This window comes from Serratia sarumanii (genome assembly GCF_029962605.1).
Taxonomy (GTDB): domain Bacteria; phylum Pseudomonadota; class Gammaproteobacteria; order Enterobacterales; family Enterobacteriaceae; genus Serratia; species Serratia sarumanii.
Map to the genome: position 1 here is coordinate 1,708,465 of NZ_CP124750.1, position 15,139 is coordinate 1,723,603.

At 62.5% G+C, this 15,139-nt stretch carries 12 protein-coding genes; 5 read left to right on the top strand and 7 right to left on the bottom strand.

The annotated features are described in order from the left end of the window. Positions 1–25: 25 nt before the first annotated feature. Entirely contained in the window at positions 26–1,675 is a 1,650-nt protein-coding gene (hcp, locus tag SSARUM_RS08150; protein WP_060428367.1) for a hydroxylamine reductase, read from the bottom strand. 180 nt (positions 1,676–1,855) lie between these two features. Continuing rightward, positions 1,856–2,752, bottom strand: a complete 897-nt coding sequence (locus SSARUM_RS08155) for a LysO family transporter (RefSeq protein ID WP_004928363.1) — start codon at positions 2,750–2,752, stop codon at positions 1,856–1,858. A 187-nt stretch (positions 2,753–2,939) separates the two neighbouring features. On the opposite strand from SSARUM_RS08155, the gene SSARUM_RS08160 reads away from it, so the two are divergent. After that, positions 2,940–4,598, top strand: a complete 1,659-nt coding sequence (locus SSARUM_RS08160; protein WP_060429821.1) for an ATP-dependent endonuclease — start codon at positions 2,940–2,942, stop codon at positions 4,596–4,598. 17 nt (positions 4,599–4,615) lie between these two features. Here the strand turns inward: SSARUM_RS08160 and SSARUM_RS08165 are convergent, their stop codons facing one another. Further along, positions 4,616–5,569: a VirK/YbjX family protein gene (locus SSARUM_RS08165; RefSeq protein WP_060429823.1), complete on the bottom strand. Its 954-nt coding sequence runs from the start codon at positions 5,567–5,569 to the stop codon at positions 4,616–4,618. Positions 5,570–5,814: 245 nt separating this feature from the next. On the opposite strand from SSARUM_RS08165, the gene macA reads away from it, so the two are divergent. Together macA and macB are read left to right on the top strand one after the other, a co-directional pair. Beyond that, on the top strand, positions 5,815–6,879 hold the full coding sequence (gene macA / locus SSARUM_RS08170) for a macrolide transporter subunit MacA (protein WP_230118457.1): 1,065 nt from the start codon (positions 5,815–5,817) through the stop codon (positions 6,877–6,879). Then, a complete protein-coding gene (macB, locus tag SSARUM_RS08175) occupies positions 6,879–8,822 on the top strand; it encodes a macrolide ABC transporter ATP-binding protein/permease MacB (protein ID WP_060426565.1) in 1,944 nt (647 codons plus the stop codon). The genes macA and macB overlap by 1 nt, the downstream gene beginning before the upstream one ends. Before the next feature lie 87 nt (positions 8,823–8,909). On the opposite strand, the gene cspD is transcribed toward macB, so the two are convergent. Beyond that, a complete protein-coding gene (gene cspD, locus SSARUM_RS08180) occupies positions 8,910–9,131 on the bottom strand; it encodes a cold shock-like protein CspD (RefSeq protein WP_004928349.1) in 222 nt (73 codons plus the stop codon). 355 nt (positions 9,132–9,486) lie between these two features. Here cspD and clpS point away from each other — a divergent pair, with 355 nt between their 5' ends. Both clpS and clpA read left to right on the top strand, forming a co-directional pair. Continuing rightward, a complete protein-coding gene (gene clpS, locus SSARUM_RS08185) occupies positions 9,487–9,807 on the top strand; it encodes an ATP-dependent Clp protease adapter ClpS (RefSeq protein ID WP_004928347.1) in 321 nt (106 codons plus the stop codon). A 27-nt stretch (positions 9,808–9,834) separates the two neighbouring features. Further along, the gene (clpA, locus tag SSARUM_RS08190) at positions 9,835–12,114 is read left to right on the top strand and encodes an ATP-dependent Clp protease ATP-binding subunit ClpA (protein WP_025302261.1); all 2,280 of its coding nucleotides are present in this window, start codon (positions 9,835–9,837) and stop codon (positions 12,112–12,114) included. A gap of 205 nt (positions 12,115–12,319) precedes the next feature. Here clpA and infA read toward each other — a convergent pair whose 3' ends face one another. From infA to cydC, 3 genes are all read right to left on the bottom strand, one after another. Continuing rightward, a complete protein-coding gene (gene infA / locus SSARUM_RS08195; protein ID WP_002211347.1) occupies positions 12,320–12,538 on the bottom strand; it encodes a translation initiation factor IF-1 in 219 nt (72 codons plus the stop codon). A gap of 105 nt (positions 12,539–12,643) precedes the next feature. Continuing rightward, positions 12,644–13,369: a leucyl/phenylalanyl-tRNA--protein transferase gene (gene aat / locus SSARUM_RS08200; protein ID WP_033637838.1), complete on the bottom strand. Its 726-nt coding sequence runs from the start codon at positions 13,367–13,369 to the stop codon at positions 12,644–12,646. A gap of 29 nt (positions 13,370–13,398) precedes the next feature. Further along, complete coding sequence (gene cydC, locus SSARUM_RS08205) at positions 13,399–15,138, bottom strand: heme ABC transporter ATP-binding protein/permease CydC (protein ID WP_060387538.1); 1,740 nt, start codon at positions 15,136–15,138, stop codon at positions 13,399–13,401. Position 15,139 lies beyond the last annotated feature (1 nt).

The following is a 15,139-nucleotide window of genomic DNA, read 5'->3' on the forward strand; positions in this document are numbered from 1 at the left end:
CAGGCGGCCCCATAACGTAATGGCATCAGGCGAGCAGCGCGTTGATATCCTGCTCGACGGTGGTGATCGGACGCAGGCCGAATTTCTCGTTGAGGATCGCCATCAGGTTGTCGGTCAGGAAGCCCGGCGCGGTCGGGCCGGTGACGATGTTTTTCACCCCCAGCGACAACAGCGTCAGCAGAATGACGATCGCCTTCTGTTCAAACCACGACAGCACCAGGCTGAGCGGCAGCTCGTTGACGCTGCAGCCGAGCGTGTCCGCCAGCTTGACCGCCAGCATGATGGCGGAATAGGCGTCGTTGCACTGGCCGACGTCCAGCAGGCGCGGCAGCCCTTCCAGCGTGCCGAAGTCCAGCTTGTTGAAACGGTACTTGCCGCAGGCCAGCGTCATGATCAGGCAGTCTTGCGGCACGCTGCGGGCGAAGTCGGTGAAGTAGCTGCGCTCGTCGCGGCTGCCGTCGCAGCCGCCGACCAGGAAGACGTGGCGCAGTTTTTTCTGCGACACCAGATCGATCACCGTGTCGGCGGCGTTCAGCAGCGTCTGGCGGCCGAAGCCGACGGTGATCAGGTGCTCGATCTCGGTGTAAGGGAAACCGTTCATGTCCTGCGCCTGGCGGATCACGGCGCCGAAGTCGTCGCCCTCCAGATGGTTGACGCCCGGCCAGCCGACGATGCTGCGGGTCCAGATGCGATCGCCGTAGTTGCCGAGGTTCGGATCGATGATGCAGTTGGAGGTCATCACGATCGGGCCGGGGAATTTGGCGAACTCCGTCTGCTGGTTCTGCCAGCCGCTGCCGTAGTTGCCCACCAGATGCTTGAATTTTTTCAGTTCCGGATAGCCGTGCGCCGGCAGCATTTCACCGTGAGTGTAGACGTTGACGTTTTGCCCTTCGGTTTGTTCGAGCAGCATGCGCAGATCTTTCAGATCGTGGCCGGAGATCAGAATGGCTTTCCCGGCCACCGGGCGCACGTTGACCGCGCTGGGCTGCGGATCGCCGTAGGCCTGGGTTTCGCCGCGATCGAGGATCGCCATCACGTTGAAGTTCATCTTGCCGATGCCCATGGCGTTGTTCAGCAGGGTGTCGACGTCGCGCGGCCGGGTGCCGAGCCAGGCCATAAAGGCGTGGTAGTCGGCATAGAGCTGCTCGTCGAACTGGCCGAGCACGTGCGCGTGTTCCATATAGGCCGCGGCGCCTTTCAGGCCGTACAGGCACAGCATGCGCAAACCGTGGACGTCGTCGCCGACCTCGGCCTTGTCGCCGTTGAGGGCAAACTGCGCCGCCTGTTGCAGCAGCGCAGGCATATCGTCACCGGCCAGCTGCAGCGCCGCCATCGGGTGATCGACGCGCACGCCGGCATCCAGCAGCCGGCAACGGGCAGCCAGCGAATCGCGCAGCAGCAGGGTTTCGCGCGCGTAGCCGATGATGCGCTGGGAGTCGAAGTTGACGTTGGTCAGGGTGGAGAAGAAGGCGCGCGGGGCGAAGCTGTCGATCTCGTGATCGACGATGCCCAGCGAACGCGCCTGCAGTGCCCAGGCGGAGAGGCCCTGTAGCGCCGCCACCAGCAGATCCTGCAGATCGGAGGTTTCCGCCGTCTTGCCGCACATGCCCTGAGCATACGCGCAGCCGTTGCCTGCCGGGGTACGGATGGTTTGTTCACATTGCACACAGAACATAGTCGCTTCCTTTTATTTTTAAAGTTGCATTTGTAATGCTTGTTTAAAAGCATAGATCGGCGATCGGGGTTGCAAAAGGCTTTTGTGCGACTACTGCGGGCAAGTTTGATTTAGCGCAATTTTGCCGTGCGGATGGGAATTATTACGCTTTGGGGACCGGGCGGCCCCCAGGGGAGAGGATCAGGAGAACAGGGCGATCAGCACCGGCGCCAGCAGGCTCAGCAGGAAGCCGTGCACGATGGCGGGGGGCACCATGTCCAGCCCGCCGCTGCGCTGCAGCACCGGCAGGGTGAAGTCCATCGAGGTGGCGCCGCACAGGCCGAGGGCGGTGGAGCGGCTGCGGCGCACCAGCGTCGGGATCAGCATGATTGCCACCAGCTCGCGCGCCAGATCGTTGAAGAACGCGGCGCTGCCCATCACCGGGCCGTAGGCGTCGGTGATCAGAATGCCCGACAGCGAATACCAGCCGAAGCCGGAGGCCATCGCCAGCCCGGCCTTGACCGGCAGCCCCAGCAGCTGCGCCGCCAGCGCGCCGCCGGCCAGCGACGCGACGGTCACCACCAACGCCACCAGCGTGCCGCGGCGGTTGAGCACGATCTGGCGCAGCGTCATGCCGCTGTTGCGCAGCTGAATGCCGACCAACAGCAGCAGGAAGATCAGCGCATATTCGCTGCCTTTATGGGCGAACTGCAGCCATTGCCACTGCGTCAGGCCGAGCAGGAAGCCGCCGAGCACCACGCCGCACAGCTTGAGCGACTCCAGCGCCATGTGCACGCGCGAAGGCAGCTTTTCCTGTTTATGGCTGCTGCGCCACGGCATGCGCCGCTCCAGCAGCGCCAGCAACAGCAGATTGGCGCAGAGAATGCAGAAGAAGAACACCGCGCTGTATTGGAAGATCAGCACCAGGTTGCTGCTGAGATCTTCCATGAACGCCAGGCTGATACCCATGAAAAACAGGATCACGTACACCATCCAGCTCAGCAGCCGGTTGATCAGCACCAGCAGCGGGCGATGGCGTAAGGGAATGAGGTAACCGACAATCAGCGGTAACAGAATAATCAACAGTCCTGAGTACATGGTGCAGCTTGTGTCCTTGAGTTTTGGCGCGCGCCGAACGGCGTCGAGGAGCACACGCTAACCAAAAGCCCGGCCGGAGTAAAGCGGCAGATTTGACGTTGGCCGCTTGACCTGCAAGGGGTTTTTTGACCATGCTCTGTGAAGGTTGCCTCATTGACGAGGCGACGGCGCGCACGGGAGGCGGCGGATGTTCTTGGAGCGTATCGAAATTGTAGGTTTTCGCGGCATTAACCGGCTGTCCCTGATGCTGGACGACAACACGCTGTTGCTCGGCGAAAACGCCTGGGGTAAATCCAGCCTGCTGGATGCGCTGACGCTGCTGCTGGCGCCGGAGCAGAAGCTGTATCGGTTTGAGGCGCACGACTTCCATTTCCCGCCCGGAGAAGAGGCGGCCAAAGAGCGCCACCTGCAGGTGGTGTTCACCTTCTGCGAAAAAGACATCGGCCATGCGCACCTGCCGCGCTATCGCCACCTGACGCCGCTGTGGGTCAAGGGCGAAGATGGTCTGAGCCGCATTCATTACCGCTGCGAAGGCGAGCTGGCCGACGACGGCACGGTGTGCACCTGGCGCGGTTTTCTCGACGCCGACGGCAACGCCTTTCAACTGCACCATATCGAACAGCTGGCCCACGCCATCATCCGCATTCATCCGGTATTGCGCCTGCGCGACGCGCGCTTTATCCGTCGCCTGCGCCCCAGCAGCCTCGGCGATGAACGCAAACCCGATACCCAGGCGCTGGCGCAGCAGTTGGATCAGCTGACGCGCGAGCTGGTGCGCAATCCGCAGAAGCTGACCAACGGCGAACTGCGTCAGGGGCTGGCGGCCATGCAGCAACTGCTGGAGCACTACTTCGCCGAGCAAAGTTCGCAGGTGACGCGGCCGCGCGGCCGCGGCGGCGAACCGGAGCAGGATGCCTGGCGTGCGCTGGACGGCATCAACCGCATGGTGGCCGAGCCGAACAGCCGCAGCATGCGCCTGATCCTGCTGGGGATGTTTTCCACCCTGCTGCAGGCCAAGGGCGACGTTAAGCTGGATGCGCATGCACGGCCGCTGCTGCTGGTGGAAGACCCGGAAACTCGCCTGCACCCGATTATGCTGTCGGTGGCCTGGGGGCTGCTCAATCAGCTGCCGCTGCAGCGCATCACCACCACCAACTCCAGCGAACTGGTGTCGCTGGTGCCGGTGGAGCACGTCTGCCGGCTGGTGCGCGAGTCGGGGCGGGTCGCGACCTACCGTCTCGGGCCGCGCGGGCTGAGCGCCGAAGACGGGCGGCGCATCGCGTTTCACATCCGTTTCAACCGGCCGTCGTCGCTGTTCGCCCGCTGCTGGCTGCTGGTGGAAGGCGAGACCGAAGTGTGGCTGCTGAACGAGCTGGCGCGCCAGTGCGGCTACCATTTCGAGGCGGAAGGGGTGCGGGTCATCGAGTTCGCCCAGTGCGGCCTGAAGCCGCTGCTGCGCTTCGCCCGCCGCATGGGCATCGAGTGGCATGCGCTGGTGGACGGCGACGAGGCGGGCAAAAAGTACGCCAATACCGTGCGCAGCCTGCTGGACAATCATGAAGACAACGAACGCGATCGGCTGACCGCGCTGCCGGCGCCGGACATGGAACACTTCATGTTCCGCGAAGGGTTCGGCCCGGTCTATCACCGGATGGCGTCGGTGCCGATCAACGCGCAAATGCCGGTGCGCAAGGTGATCCTAAAAGCGGTCCACCACTCGTCGAAGCCGGATCTGGCGATCGAGGTCGCGATGCAGGCCGGCGAATGGGGCACGGACTCGGTGCCGCCGCTGCTGAAGAAAATGTTCTCACGGGTGATCTGGCTGGCGCGCGGCCGGGCGGACTGACGACGGCCCACCGGGCGTTATCGGGCGCAGAAATGCGCCGCCAATCCCTGTTCCAGCTCGTCCAGCAGCTGATAGCGGCGGCGATACTCGGCGCGCTTCTTGCTGGCAACCTCTTCGAGAGGTTTGCGGGCGATGCGCGCGGGCAGCAGGAAATAGCCGCTGTCGAGCGGTTTGGCGCCCATCGACAGCCAGAACTGATCGTAATCGGCGTGCAGTTGATCCTTCTTCTTACTCTGGTAACGCCAGTTTTGATAGATATGGGTGGCGTTGCCGACCGCCACGATCTGGCGGATGCCGAGGTGCCGCGCCAGCGTGCAGATGCCTTCCAGCACCAGCCGTTTGGGGAACAGGCCGTGGCACTCTTTGGTGGTGTGCTGGATCTCGGCGTGCGGCACCTCATGGTTTGCGCCCTGCAGGCCGCCGATGAACAGCGTCGGCTGCTGCTGATAATGCATCAGCGCAAAGGTGATCTCCGCCAGCATCACGCCGTTGGCGTTGCGCAGCAGCAGCGTGGCTTCCCCTTCCTTATTCAGCTTGTCGATCGCCGCCAGTTCCAGCGCGATCGGCGCTCCGTTTTTGCCCATCGCGCGGGCCAGCACGAAAGGCTGCGGGCCGAGGTGGCCGAGGCGCATCTTCAGCGGCATGCGCTGTGCGATAAGATCGTAATGATCGCGCAGGGCGAACAGGCATTCGATCTTGCTCATGTTGGCCGCCAGGTAGGGGCGATGCAGTTTGCACGGCAGGTTCGGCTGCGCGCTCAGGATCTCCTCCAGCAGCGGGTTGCTGGCCAGGGTGCTGAGCAGGCCGCTGGTGGTGCGCCAGTTGAGCAGCGAACGGCCGAGAAACTTCAGGCGAAACGCGGGCTTTTTCCAGGCGTTGCTTGGCGCCTTGTCGCCATTGATCAGCGCCGTCATCAGTTGCCAGCCGTTAAGCGGCCGGGCGGAGGCGAGTGGGTAGCTGAGCTGTGACATGATGAAATCCTTGGCTGTATTGAATGGCGCTATTTCATCAAGGCTTCACTAAACGGGAGTTCAATGCTGAACTGTAACCAGGCGTGTCTCCACATTGTGTTGAGCTAAGGTTTAGTTATTCCCTACGGTGCGTGCTAATTTAGCTCCGCCGCCGCAATGGGCGGTTGATATTCACAAGCACAGGCAGGTCAATTTTGACAGGGTTTACAGGACATAAACGCCGCTGGATACTCGTTCTGGCGGTCATTGCGGCGCTTGCCGCGGCGGCCGTTTGGCACTTTCGCCATCCGGCGCCAACCGATTTCAGAACGGTGAAAGCCAGCAAACGCGATCTGCAGCAGAACGTGTTGGCGACCGGCCAGCTGGACGCGGTGCGCAAGGTTGACGTCGGCGCGCAGGTCAGCGGGCAGTTGGAAAAGCTGTATGTCGAGATCGGCGACAAGGTGAAGAAAGGCCAGTTGCTGGGCGTTATCGATCCGCAACAGGCGCAGAACAGCATCCGCGAAGGCGAGGCGACGCTGCGTGAACTGCATGCGCAACTGCTGCAGGCGCAGGCCGAACAGCAGTTGGCGGCGGTCACGCTGCAGCGCAACCAGGCGCTGGCCAAGCTGCAGGCGGTGTCGCGCCAGGATCTGGATCAGGCGGCGACGCAGCTGGCGGTGAAGAAAGCGCAGGTGGGCACCATCAATGCGCAGATCGCGCGGAACCAGGCCAGCCTGGATACCGCCAAGATCAACCTGGCCTATACCCGCATCGAGGCGCCGATGGATGGCGACGTGGTGCAGATCACCACGCTGCAGGGCCAGACGGTGATCGCGGCGCAGCAGGCGCCGAACATTCTGACGCTGGCGGATCTTGGCACCATGCTGGTGAAGGCGCAGGTGTCGGAGGCCGACGTCATCAACCTCAAGCCGGGTCAGAAGGCCTGGTTCACGGTGCTGGGCGATCCGACCCGGCGCTTCGACGGCGTGCTGAAAGACATTCAGCCGACGCCGGAAAAGGTCAACAACGCCATCTTCTATTATGCGCGTTTCGAAGTGCCCAACCCGGAAAGGCTGCTGCGCTTGCAAATGACGGCGCAGGTGCATATTCAGTTGGCCGGCGTCGAGCAGGCGCTGGTGATCCCGCTGGCGGCGCTGGGCGATCAGATCGCCGACAATCGCTACCACGTCTCGGTGCTGAAGCAGGGCAAGGAAGAGAAGCGCGAGGTGGCCATCGGCCTGCGCAACAATATCGACGTGCAGATCCTCAGCGGCCTCGAGGCGGGCGACGAGGTGATCGTCAGCCGCGGCGGCGTGGAGGCCGGCTGATGGCGGCGCTGTTGCAGCTGAGCGGCATTCGCCGCAGCTACCGTTCCGGCGAGCAGACGGTGGAGGTGCTGAAGGGGATCAGCCTGAGCATCGACGCCGGTGAAATGGTGGCGATCATGGGGGCCTCCGGCTCCGGCAAATCGACGCTGATGAACATTCTCGGCTGTCTGGACAAGCCGAGCGCCGGCGTGTATCGGGTGGCCGGGCAGGATGTGGCGACGCTGAGCGACGATGCGCTGGCGCAGCTGCGGCGCGAGCATTTCGGCTTTATCTTTCAGCGCTATCATCTGCTGCCGCACCTGAGCGCGGCGCACAACGTCGAAGTGCCGGCGGTGTACGCGGGGCTGGGCAAAGCGGCGCGGCGCGAGCGGGCGGAGGCGCTGTTGCGGCGTCTGGGGCTGGGGGAGCGCGTCAACTACCGGCCGAGCCAGCTTTCCGGCGGCCAGCAGCAGCGCGTCAGCATCGCCCGCGCGCTGATGAACGGCGGGCAGGTGATCCTGGCGGATGAACCGACCGGCGCGCTCGACAGCCACTCCGGCGAAGAGGTGATGGCGATCCTCAAACAGCTGTGCGCCCAGGGCCACACGGTGATCCTGGTGACCCACGATCCGGCGGTAGCGCGCCAGGCGGAGCGGATCATCGAGATCCGCGATGGCGAGATCATCGCCGATTCGCGCCCGGCACCGCAGGAGAATGCGCAGGCCAAGCCGCTGGCGCTGGCCGCGGCACCTTCCTGGCGGCAGATGGGCGGCCGTTTCCGCGAGGCGCTGGTGATGGCCTGGCGCGCGATGGCGGCCAACAAGATGCGCACCGCGCTGACCATGCTCGGCATCATTATCGGCATCGCCTCGGTGGTGTCGATCCTGGTGATCGGCGACGCCGCCAAGCAGATGGTGCTGGCGGACATTAAATCCATCGGCACCAACACCGTCGATATCTATCCCGGCAAGGACTTCGGCGACGACGATCCGACCTACCGGCAATCGTTGAAATACGGCGATCTCGATGCGCTGCGCGAACAGCCGTACATCAGCGCGCTGTCGCCGAGCATCAGCAGCAGCATGCGGCTGCGCTTGGGCAACGTCGACGCGGCGGCCAACGTCAACGGCGTCAGCGAGCAGTTCTTCCGCGTGTACGGCATGAGCTTTACCCAGGGCGTCGGCATCGACTCGATGCAGGTGCAGTCGCAGGCGCAGACGGTGGTGATCGACGCCAATACCCAGCGGCGGCTGTTCCCGCACCAGAAGAACGTGGTGGGCGAGGTGATCCTGGTAGGCAACATGCCGGCGACGGTGGTCGGCGTGGCCAGGGAGAAGCAGTCGATGTTCGGCAGCAGCAAGACGCTGAACGTGTGGGTGCCTTACAGCACCATGGCCAACCGATTGATGGGCAACAATTATTTTGACTCGATCACCGTGCGCATCCGCGACGGCTACGATAGCAAGGAAGCGGAACAGCAGCTGTCGCGCCTGTTGACGCTGCGCCACGGCAAGAAGGACTTCTTCACCTATAACATGGACAGCCTGGTGCAAACCGCCGAGAAAACCACCCGCACGCTGCAGCTGTTCCTGACGCTGGTGGCGGTGATTTCGCTGGTGGTCGGCGGCATCGGCGTGATGAATATCATGCTGGTGTCGGTGACCGAACGCACGCGCGAGATCGGCATTCGCATGGCGGTGGGTGCCCGTTCCGGCGACGTGTTGCAGCAGTTCCTGATCGAGGCGGTTCTGGTCTGCCTGGTGGGGGGCGCGCTGGGGATTACGCTGTCGTTCGCCATCGGCCTGGCGGTGCAGCTGGTATTGCCGGGCTGGCAGATCAGCTTCCCGCCGGCGGCGTTGCTGAGCGCGTTCCTCTGTTCCACCGGCATCGGCGTGGTGTTCGGCTATCTGCCGGCGCGCAATGCCGCGCGGCTGAATCCGATCGATGCGCTGGCGCGCGAGTAGGTAACAGGCATAAAAAATGCCAGTCACACGGCGGCTGGCATTTTTATCGCAGTCACGCTCAGTGCAGCGCGACTTTGCCGGAAGCGTTTAGGACAGCGCCTCGCTTTCCACCGGCACAATAAGACTGGCATGGTTCCCTTTCGGCCCTTGATGCACGTCGAAGCTCACCTGCTGGCCCGCCTTCAACGTTCTGTAACCATCCATCTTGATGGTGGAATAATGCGCGAAAATATCTTCGCCGCCGCCGGCTGGGCAGATGAAGCCAAAACCTTTGGCGTTGTTAAACCATTTAACAGTACCCGTCTCCATGCTTTTACATCCCTCGCAACGCTATTTTAAGTGAGATGAATAACTGATTTCGCACCCGCCGTGGGCGGGTAGCAGGGTGGACAAGGGGTGGTTAAAAGACCACCAGCCACGAATTTACACTCTAGAGCAAATGATCGGGGCGTCAAGGGATCGGCTTTTGTCGGCGGGGAGCAGTTCACCAAAGTTTGAAGCAGGTAACGCTATTGCCACGATTCAGTCACAATTGGCCCGTTTTTTTGCGCACGTTACAGTGCGGCGGGACGAAGCCGAAGATGATAAAATAGTAACTATCCCCACTTTGAATAACCGAAACCTGCCCCCATATCTGAGGGCAGAGCAGAGAAGATGAGCAGCGATGGGCAATAACAACGACTGGCTAAACTTTGAACACTTGGCCGAAGAAAAACAAATCGATGCGGTAAAACCGCCGTCTATGTATAAAGTTATACTTAACAACGACGATTACACACCGATGGAATTTGTGATTGACGTTCTGCAAAAGTTCTTTTCTTATGATATTGAACGCGCAACGCAACTGATGCTCACGGTCCACTATCAAGGCAAGGCGATCTGTGGTGTTTTTACCGCCGAGGTGGCGGAAACCAAAGTCGTCCATGTGAACCGGTACGCAAGGGAGAACGAGCATCCGTTGCTTTGTACGCTGGAAAAAGCCTGAATAAGGCAATCTATTGGGGAGGTGCTTATGCTCAATCAAGAACTGGAACTCAGTCTCAACATGGCTTTCGCCAGGGCGCGTGAGCACAGACACGAGTTTATGACCGTGGAGCACCTGTTGCTGGCGTTGCTGAGCAACCCTGCCGCGCGAGAAGCGCTTGAGGCATGTACGGTGGATCTGGCCGCGTTGCGCCAGGAGCTGGAAGCCTTCATCGAACAAACCACACCGACGCTGCCCGCCGGCGAAGAAGAGCGCGACACTCAGCCGACGCTCAGCTTCCAGCGCGTGCTGCAGCGCGCGGTCTTCCATGTGCAATCTTCCGGCCGCAGCGAAGTGTCCGGCGCCAACGTGTTGGTGGCCATTTTCAGCGAGCAGGAGTCGCAGGCGGCCTATCTGCTGCGCAAACACGACGTCAGCCGTCTCGACGTGGTGAACTTCATTTCACATGGCACGCGTAAAGACGAGCCGGGCCAAGCGCCGAATGCGGAAAACCCGGTGAACGAAGAGCAGTCCGGAGGGGAAGACCGTATGGAAAACTTCACCACCAACCTCAATCAGTTGGCCCGTGTGGGCGGCATCGATCCGTTGATCGGCCGCGATCGTGAGCTGGAGCGCGCGATTCAGGTGCTGTGCCGCCGTCGTAAAAACAACCCGCTGCTGGTCGGCGAATCCGGCGTCGGCAAGACCGCCATCGCCGAAGGGCTGGCCTGGCGTATCGTGCAGGGCGACGTGCCGGAAGTGATGGCGGACTGCACGCTGTATTCGCTGGACATCGGTTCACTGCTGGCCGGCACCAAATACCGCGGCGACTTCGAGAAGCGCTTCAAGGCGCTGCTCAAGCAGCTGGAGCAGGATCAGAACAGCATTCTGTTCATCGATGAAATTCACACCATCATCGGCGCCGGCGCGGCTTCCGGAGGGCAGGTGGATGCCGCCAACCTGATCAAACCGCTGCTGTCGAGCGGCAAGATCCGGGTGATCGGTTCGACCACCTACCAGGAGTTCAGCAACATCTTCGAAAAGGATCGTGCCCTGGCGCGCCGTTTCCAGAAGATCGACATCACCGAGCCGACGGCGGAAGAGACCGTTCAGATCATCAACGGCCTGAAGACCAAGTATGAAGCGCACCACGACGTGCGTTATACCGCCAAGGCGATCCGCGCCGCGGTGGAGCTGTCGGTGAAATACATCAACGATCGTCATCTGCCGGACAAGGCGATCGACGTGATCGACGAGGCGGGCGCCCGCAGCCGGTTGATGCCGGCCAGCAAGCGCAAGAAAACCGTCAACGTGGCCGATATCGAATCCGTGGTGGCGCGCATCGCTCGTATCCCGGAGAAAACCGTGTCGGCCAGCGATCGCGACGTGCTGAGAAACCTGGGCGATCGCCTGAAGATGCTGGTGTTCGGCCAGGATCAGGCGATCGAAGCGCTGACCGAGGCGATCAAGATGAGCCGCGCCGGCCTGGGCCACGAGCGCAAGCCGGTCGGTTCCTTCCTGTTCGCCGGGCCGACCGGGGTCGGGAAAACCGAGGTCACCGTACAGTTGGCCAAGGCGATGGATATCGAGCTGCTGCGTTTCGACATGTCCGAGTACATGGAGCGGCATACCGTCAGCCGTCTGATCGGCGCGCCTCCGGGCTATGTCGGTTACGATCAGGGCGGGCTGCTGACCGATGCGGTGATCAAGCATCCGCATGCGGTGGTGCTGCTCGATGAGATCGAGAAGGCGCACCCGGACGTGTTCAACCTGCTGCTGCAGGTGATGGACAACGGCACGCTGACCGACAACAACGGCCGCAAGGCGGACTTCCGCAACGTGATCCTGGTGATGACCACCAACGCCGGGGTGCGGGAAACCGAACGCAAGTCGATCGGCCTGGTGCAGCAGGACAACAGCACCGACGCGATGGAAGAGATCAAGAAGGTGTTTACGCCGGAGTTCCGCAACCGTCTGGACAACATCATCTGGTTCAACCATCTGTCTACCGAGGTGATCCAGCAGGTGGTCGACAAGTTCATCGTCGAACTGCAGGCGCAGCTGGATGCGAAGGGCGTCTCGCTGGAAGTGAGCGACGAAGCGCGCGACTGGCTGTCGGTGAAGGGCTACGACCGCGCGATGGGCGCTCGTCCGATGGCGCGCGTCATGCAGGAAAATCTGAAGAAACCGTTGGCCAACGAACTGCTGTTCGGCTCGCTGGTGGACGGCGGTTCCGTGAAGGTCGAGCTGGACAAGGACAAGAAACAGCTGACCTACCACTTCCTCAGCGCCGCCAAGCGCAAGGCGGACGAGGGCGCGGTGCACTAAGGCCGCCTTCAGGCAAAGAAAAAGCGATGCTTCGGCATCGCTTTTTTTATGGGTGAGATTCACCGTACAACAGAAACGAGTGAGCCCTCTCAGTTTACCTGCGCACCTGCAACCCGTTGTGTAACGTCGCTGCGGGGGTAAACGGAAAGGGCTCCCGAGGGATTACATCCTCGATGCCGCCAACGTGTGGCGCGCGGTGAGCCGATTAACGGCTACGGAAGACAATGCGGCCTTTGCTCAGGTCGTACGGGGTCAGCTCTACAGTGACTTTGTCGCCCGTCAGGATGCGGATATAGTTTTTACGCATTTTACCGGAGATGTGTGCGGTTACCACGTGCCCGTTTTCCAATTCAACGCGGAACATGGTGTTCGGCAGCGTATCAAGAACGGTGCCCTGCATTTCAATATTGTCTTCTTTGGCCATCGAATCCTCTAGGTCTAACTACCTTAGTTTTTAACCGGCAAGATAATGCCGAAAAACCCCCATTATGTAAAGATGTGTCGGTGAACATTGCACCGTTTCCACCAATTAGTTTACTGGAGAGGGCGGTTCAGCCGGCTGTGGGGATATGACTTGCGGCTCCCAGCACGCCGGCGCCAAAGGCCGCCGTTGAAGGGTGCTGAGCTGCTGCAAAAATTGACGGCGCGGAATTTCACGCGCGCCAAGGCGGGCAGTGTGAGCGTTCAGCACCTGGCAGTCAATCAATTCCCCGCCATAAGCGGCAAAATGGCGGCAAAAGGCCATCAATGCGCATTTTGAGGCGTTGGTGACGCGGCTGAACATCGATTCGCCGCAGAACAACGCGCCCTGCGCCACGCCATACATGCCGCCGACCAGTTGATTATCCTGCCATACCTCCACCGAGTGCGCGTAGCCGAGGCGGTGCAGATGCTGATAGGCGCGCTGTACCTCCGGGCCGATCCAGGTGCCTTCATCCGGCCGGTGGGCGCAGGCGGCGATCACCGCGGCGAAGTCGTGATTGAGCGTGATGCGAAACGGATCGTGGCGCAAAAAGCGTTTCAGGCTGCGGTTGAGATGAAACTCTGTCGGGAACAGCACCGCACGCGGATCGGGCGACCACCACAGGATGGCTTCCCCCGGCGAATACCAGGGGAAGATGCCGCGCTCGTAGGCCGCCAGCAGCCGCGGCGCCGTCAGGTCGCCGCCGATAGCCAGCAGGCCGTTAGGGTCGCGCAGGGCGCTTTCAGGCGAGGGGAACGCCAGCGACTGTGGGGAAAGCTTCACGATGCGCATACGGGGTCTCTGCGTCCTCTACGGGCCGATTACGGCGCCAGGTTGCTGATACGGTTGCGAAAGCGGGCATAGCGGCCCTGCCGGCGCATCAGGGTGGCGTGATCGCCCTGTTCGACAATCCGGCCGTCGTCCATTACGCAAATGCGGTCGAGATGCTCCAGGCCGTACAGACGGTGCGTCACCAGGATCAGCGTTTTACCCTGACAATGCCGGCGCAGCAGCGCCAGGATCTGCTGCTCGGTTTCGGCGTCCAGCCCTTCGGTCGGTTCGTCGAGCAGCAGCAGCGGGGCCGGGTGCAGCAGCGCGCGGGCGATGCCCAGGCGGCGCTGTTCGCCGCCGGACAGCTGCCGGCCGCCTTCGCCCAGCCAGGCGTTCAGCCCGCCGTCGCTGTCCAGCAATTTATCCAGCCCCACCTGCCGCAGCACCTCGCTCAGGCGAGCGTCGTCGGCATCCGGCGCGGCCAGCCGCAGGTTTTCCCGCAGCGTATCGCTGAAGATATGCACCCGCTGGCTGACGACCGTGGTCATCCGACGCAGCGTGGCTTCATCATAATCCTCCAGCGGTTCGCCGTTGAGCAGAATGTTGCCGCCGTCGGTGCGCCAGGCGCAGGTCAGCAGCTGCAGCAGGGTGGACTTGCCGCAGCCGGTGCGGCCGAGCAAGGCGATGTGTTCGCCAGCCGCGACTTCGAGCGTGACGTCGCGCAGCACCGGCTGCGGCTGGTCGGGGTAGGTGAAGCTCAGCTGCTGCAGGCTAAGCTGAGCCCGATCGGCGGCGGCCGGGCCGGCGGCCGGGAAGGTGACCTCCGGCTGACGATCGATGATCTGCTTGACCCGCGTGGCGGAGGCGATCACCTGGCCGAGGTGCTGGAAGGCACCGGCGACCGGCATCAGCGCTTCGAACGACGCCAGCGCGGCGAAGACGAACAGCGCGATCAGCGCGCCGGGCTGGCTATCGCCGCCGATGCCGGCGGCGGTCAGCCACAGCAGCAGCGTCACCGTCAGCCCGCTGGCGAGGATCATCAGCGCCTGCGCCTTGCCGCTCAGCGAGGCCTGCTGCCACTGGCGGCGTTGCCACCGCTGTTCGGTGGCGTTCAGCGTCTGGCGGAAGTCGTTGACGGCGCCGAACACCACCAATTCCGCCTGCCCCTGCAGCCAGGCGGTCAGGTCGGTGCGGTATTGGCCGCGCAGCGCGGTAAGCTGGCCGCCGATCGGCTTGCCGGCGCGATAAAACACCGGCGGCACCAGCAGTAACAACAGCAACAGGATGCCGCCCAGCGTCAGGGCGAGTGCAGGATCCAGCCAGCTCAGGCCGTAGGTGACCACCAGGATCACCACCGCTGCGCTGATCAGCGGCGAGATCACCCGCAGATAAAGATGATCCAGCGTGTCCACGTCCGCCACCAGGCGGTTGAGCAGCTCGGCCTGGCGGAAACGGGCGATGCCGCCCGGCGTCAGCGGCAGGATCTTGCTGAAGGTGAACACCCGCAGATGCGACAGCACGCGGAAGGTGGCGTCGTGGCTGACCACGCGCTCGGCATAGCGCCCGGCGGTGCGGAAGATCGCCGCGCCGCGCACGCCGGCGGCCGGCAGCATGTAGTTAAAGGTCAGCAGGCCCGCCAGTCCGGCCAGCGACGAGGCGGCCAGGAACCAGCCGGAGAGCGCCAGCAGGCCGATGCTGGCCAGCAGAGTGACGATCGCCAAGAGGATGCCGAGGCTAATCAGCAGGCTATGGCGGCGGTACAACGCCAAAAACGGCAGCAAAACGCGCATG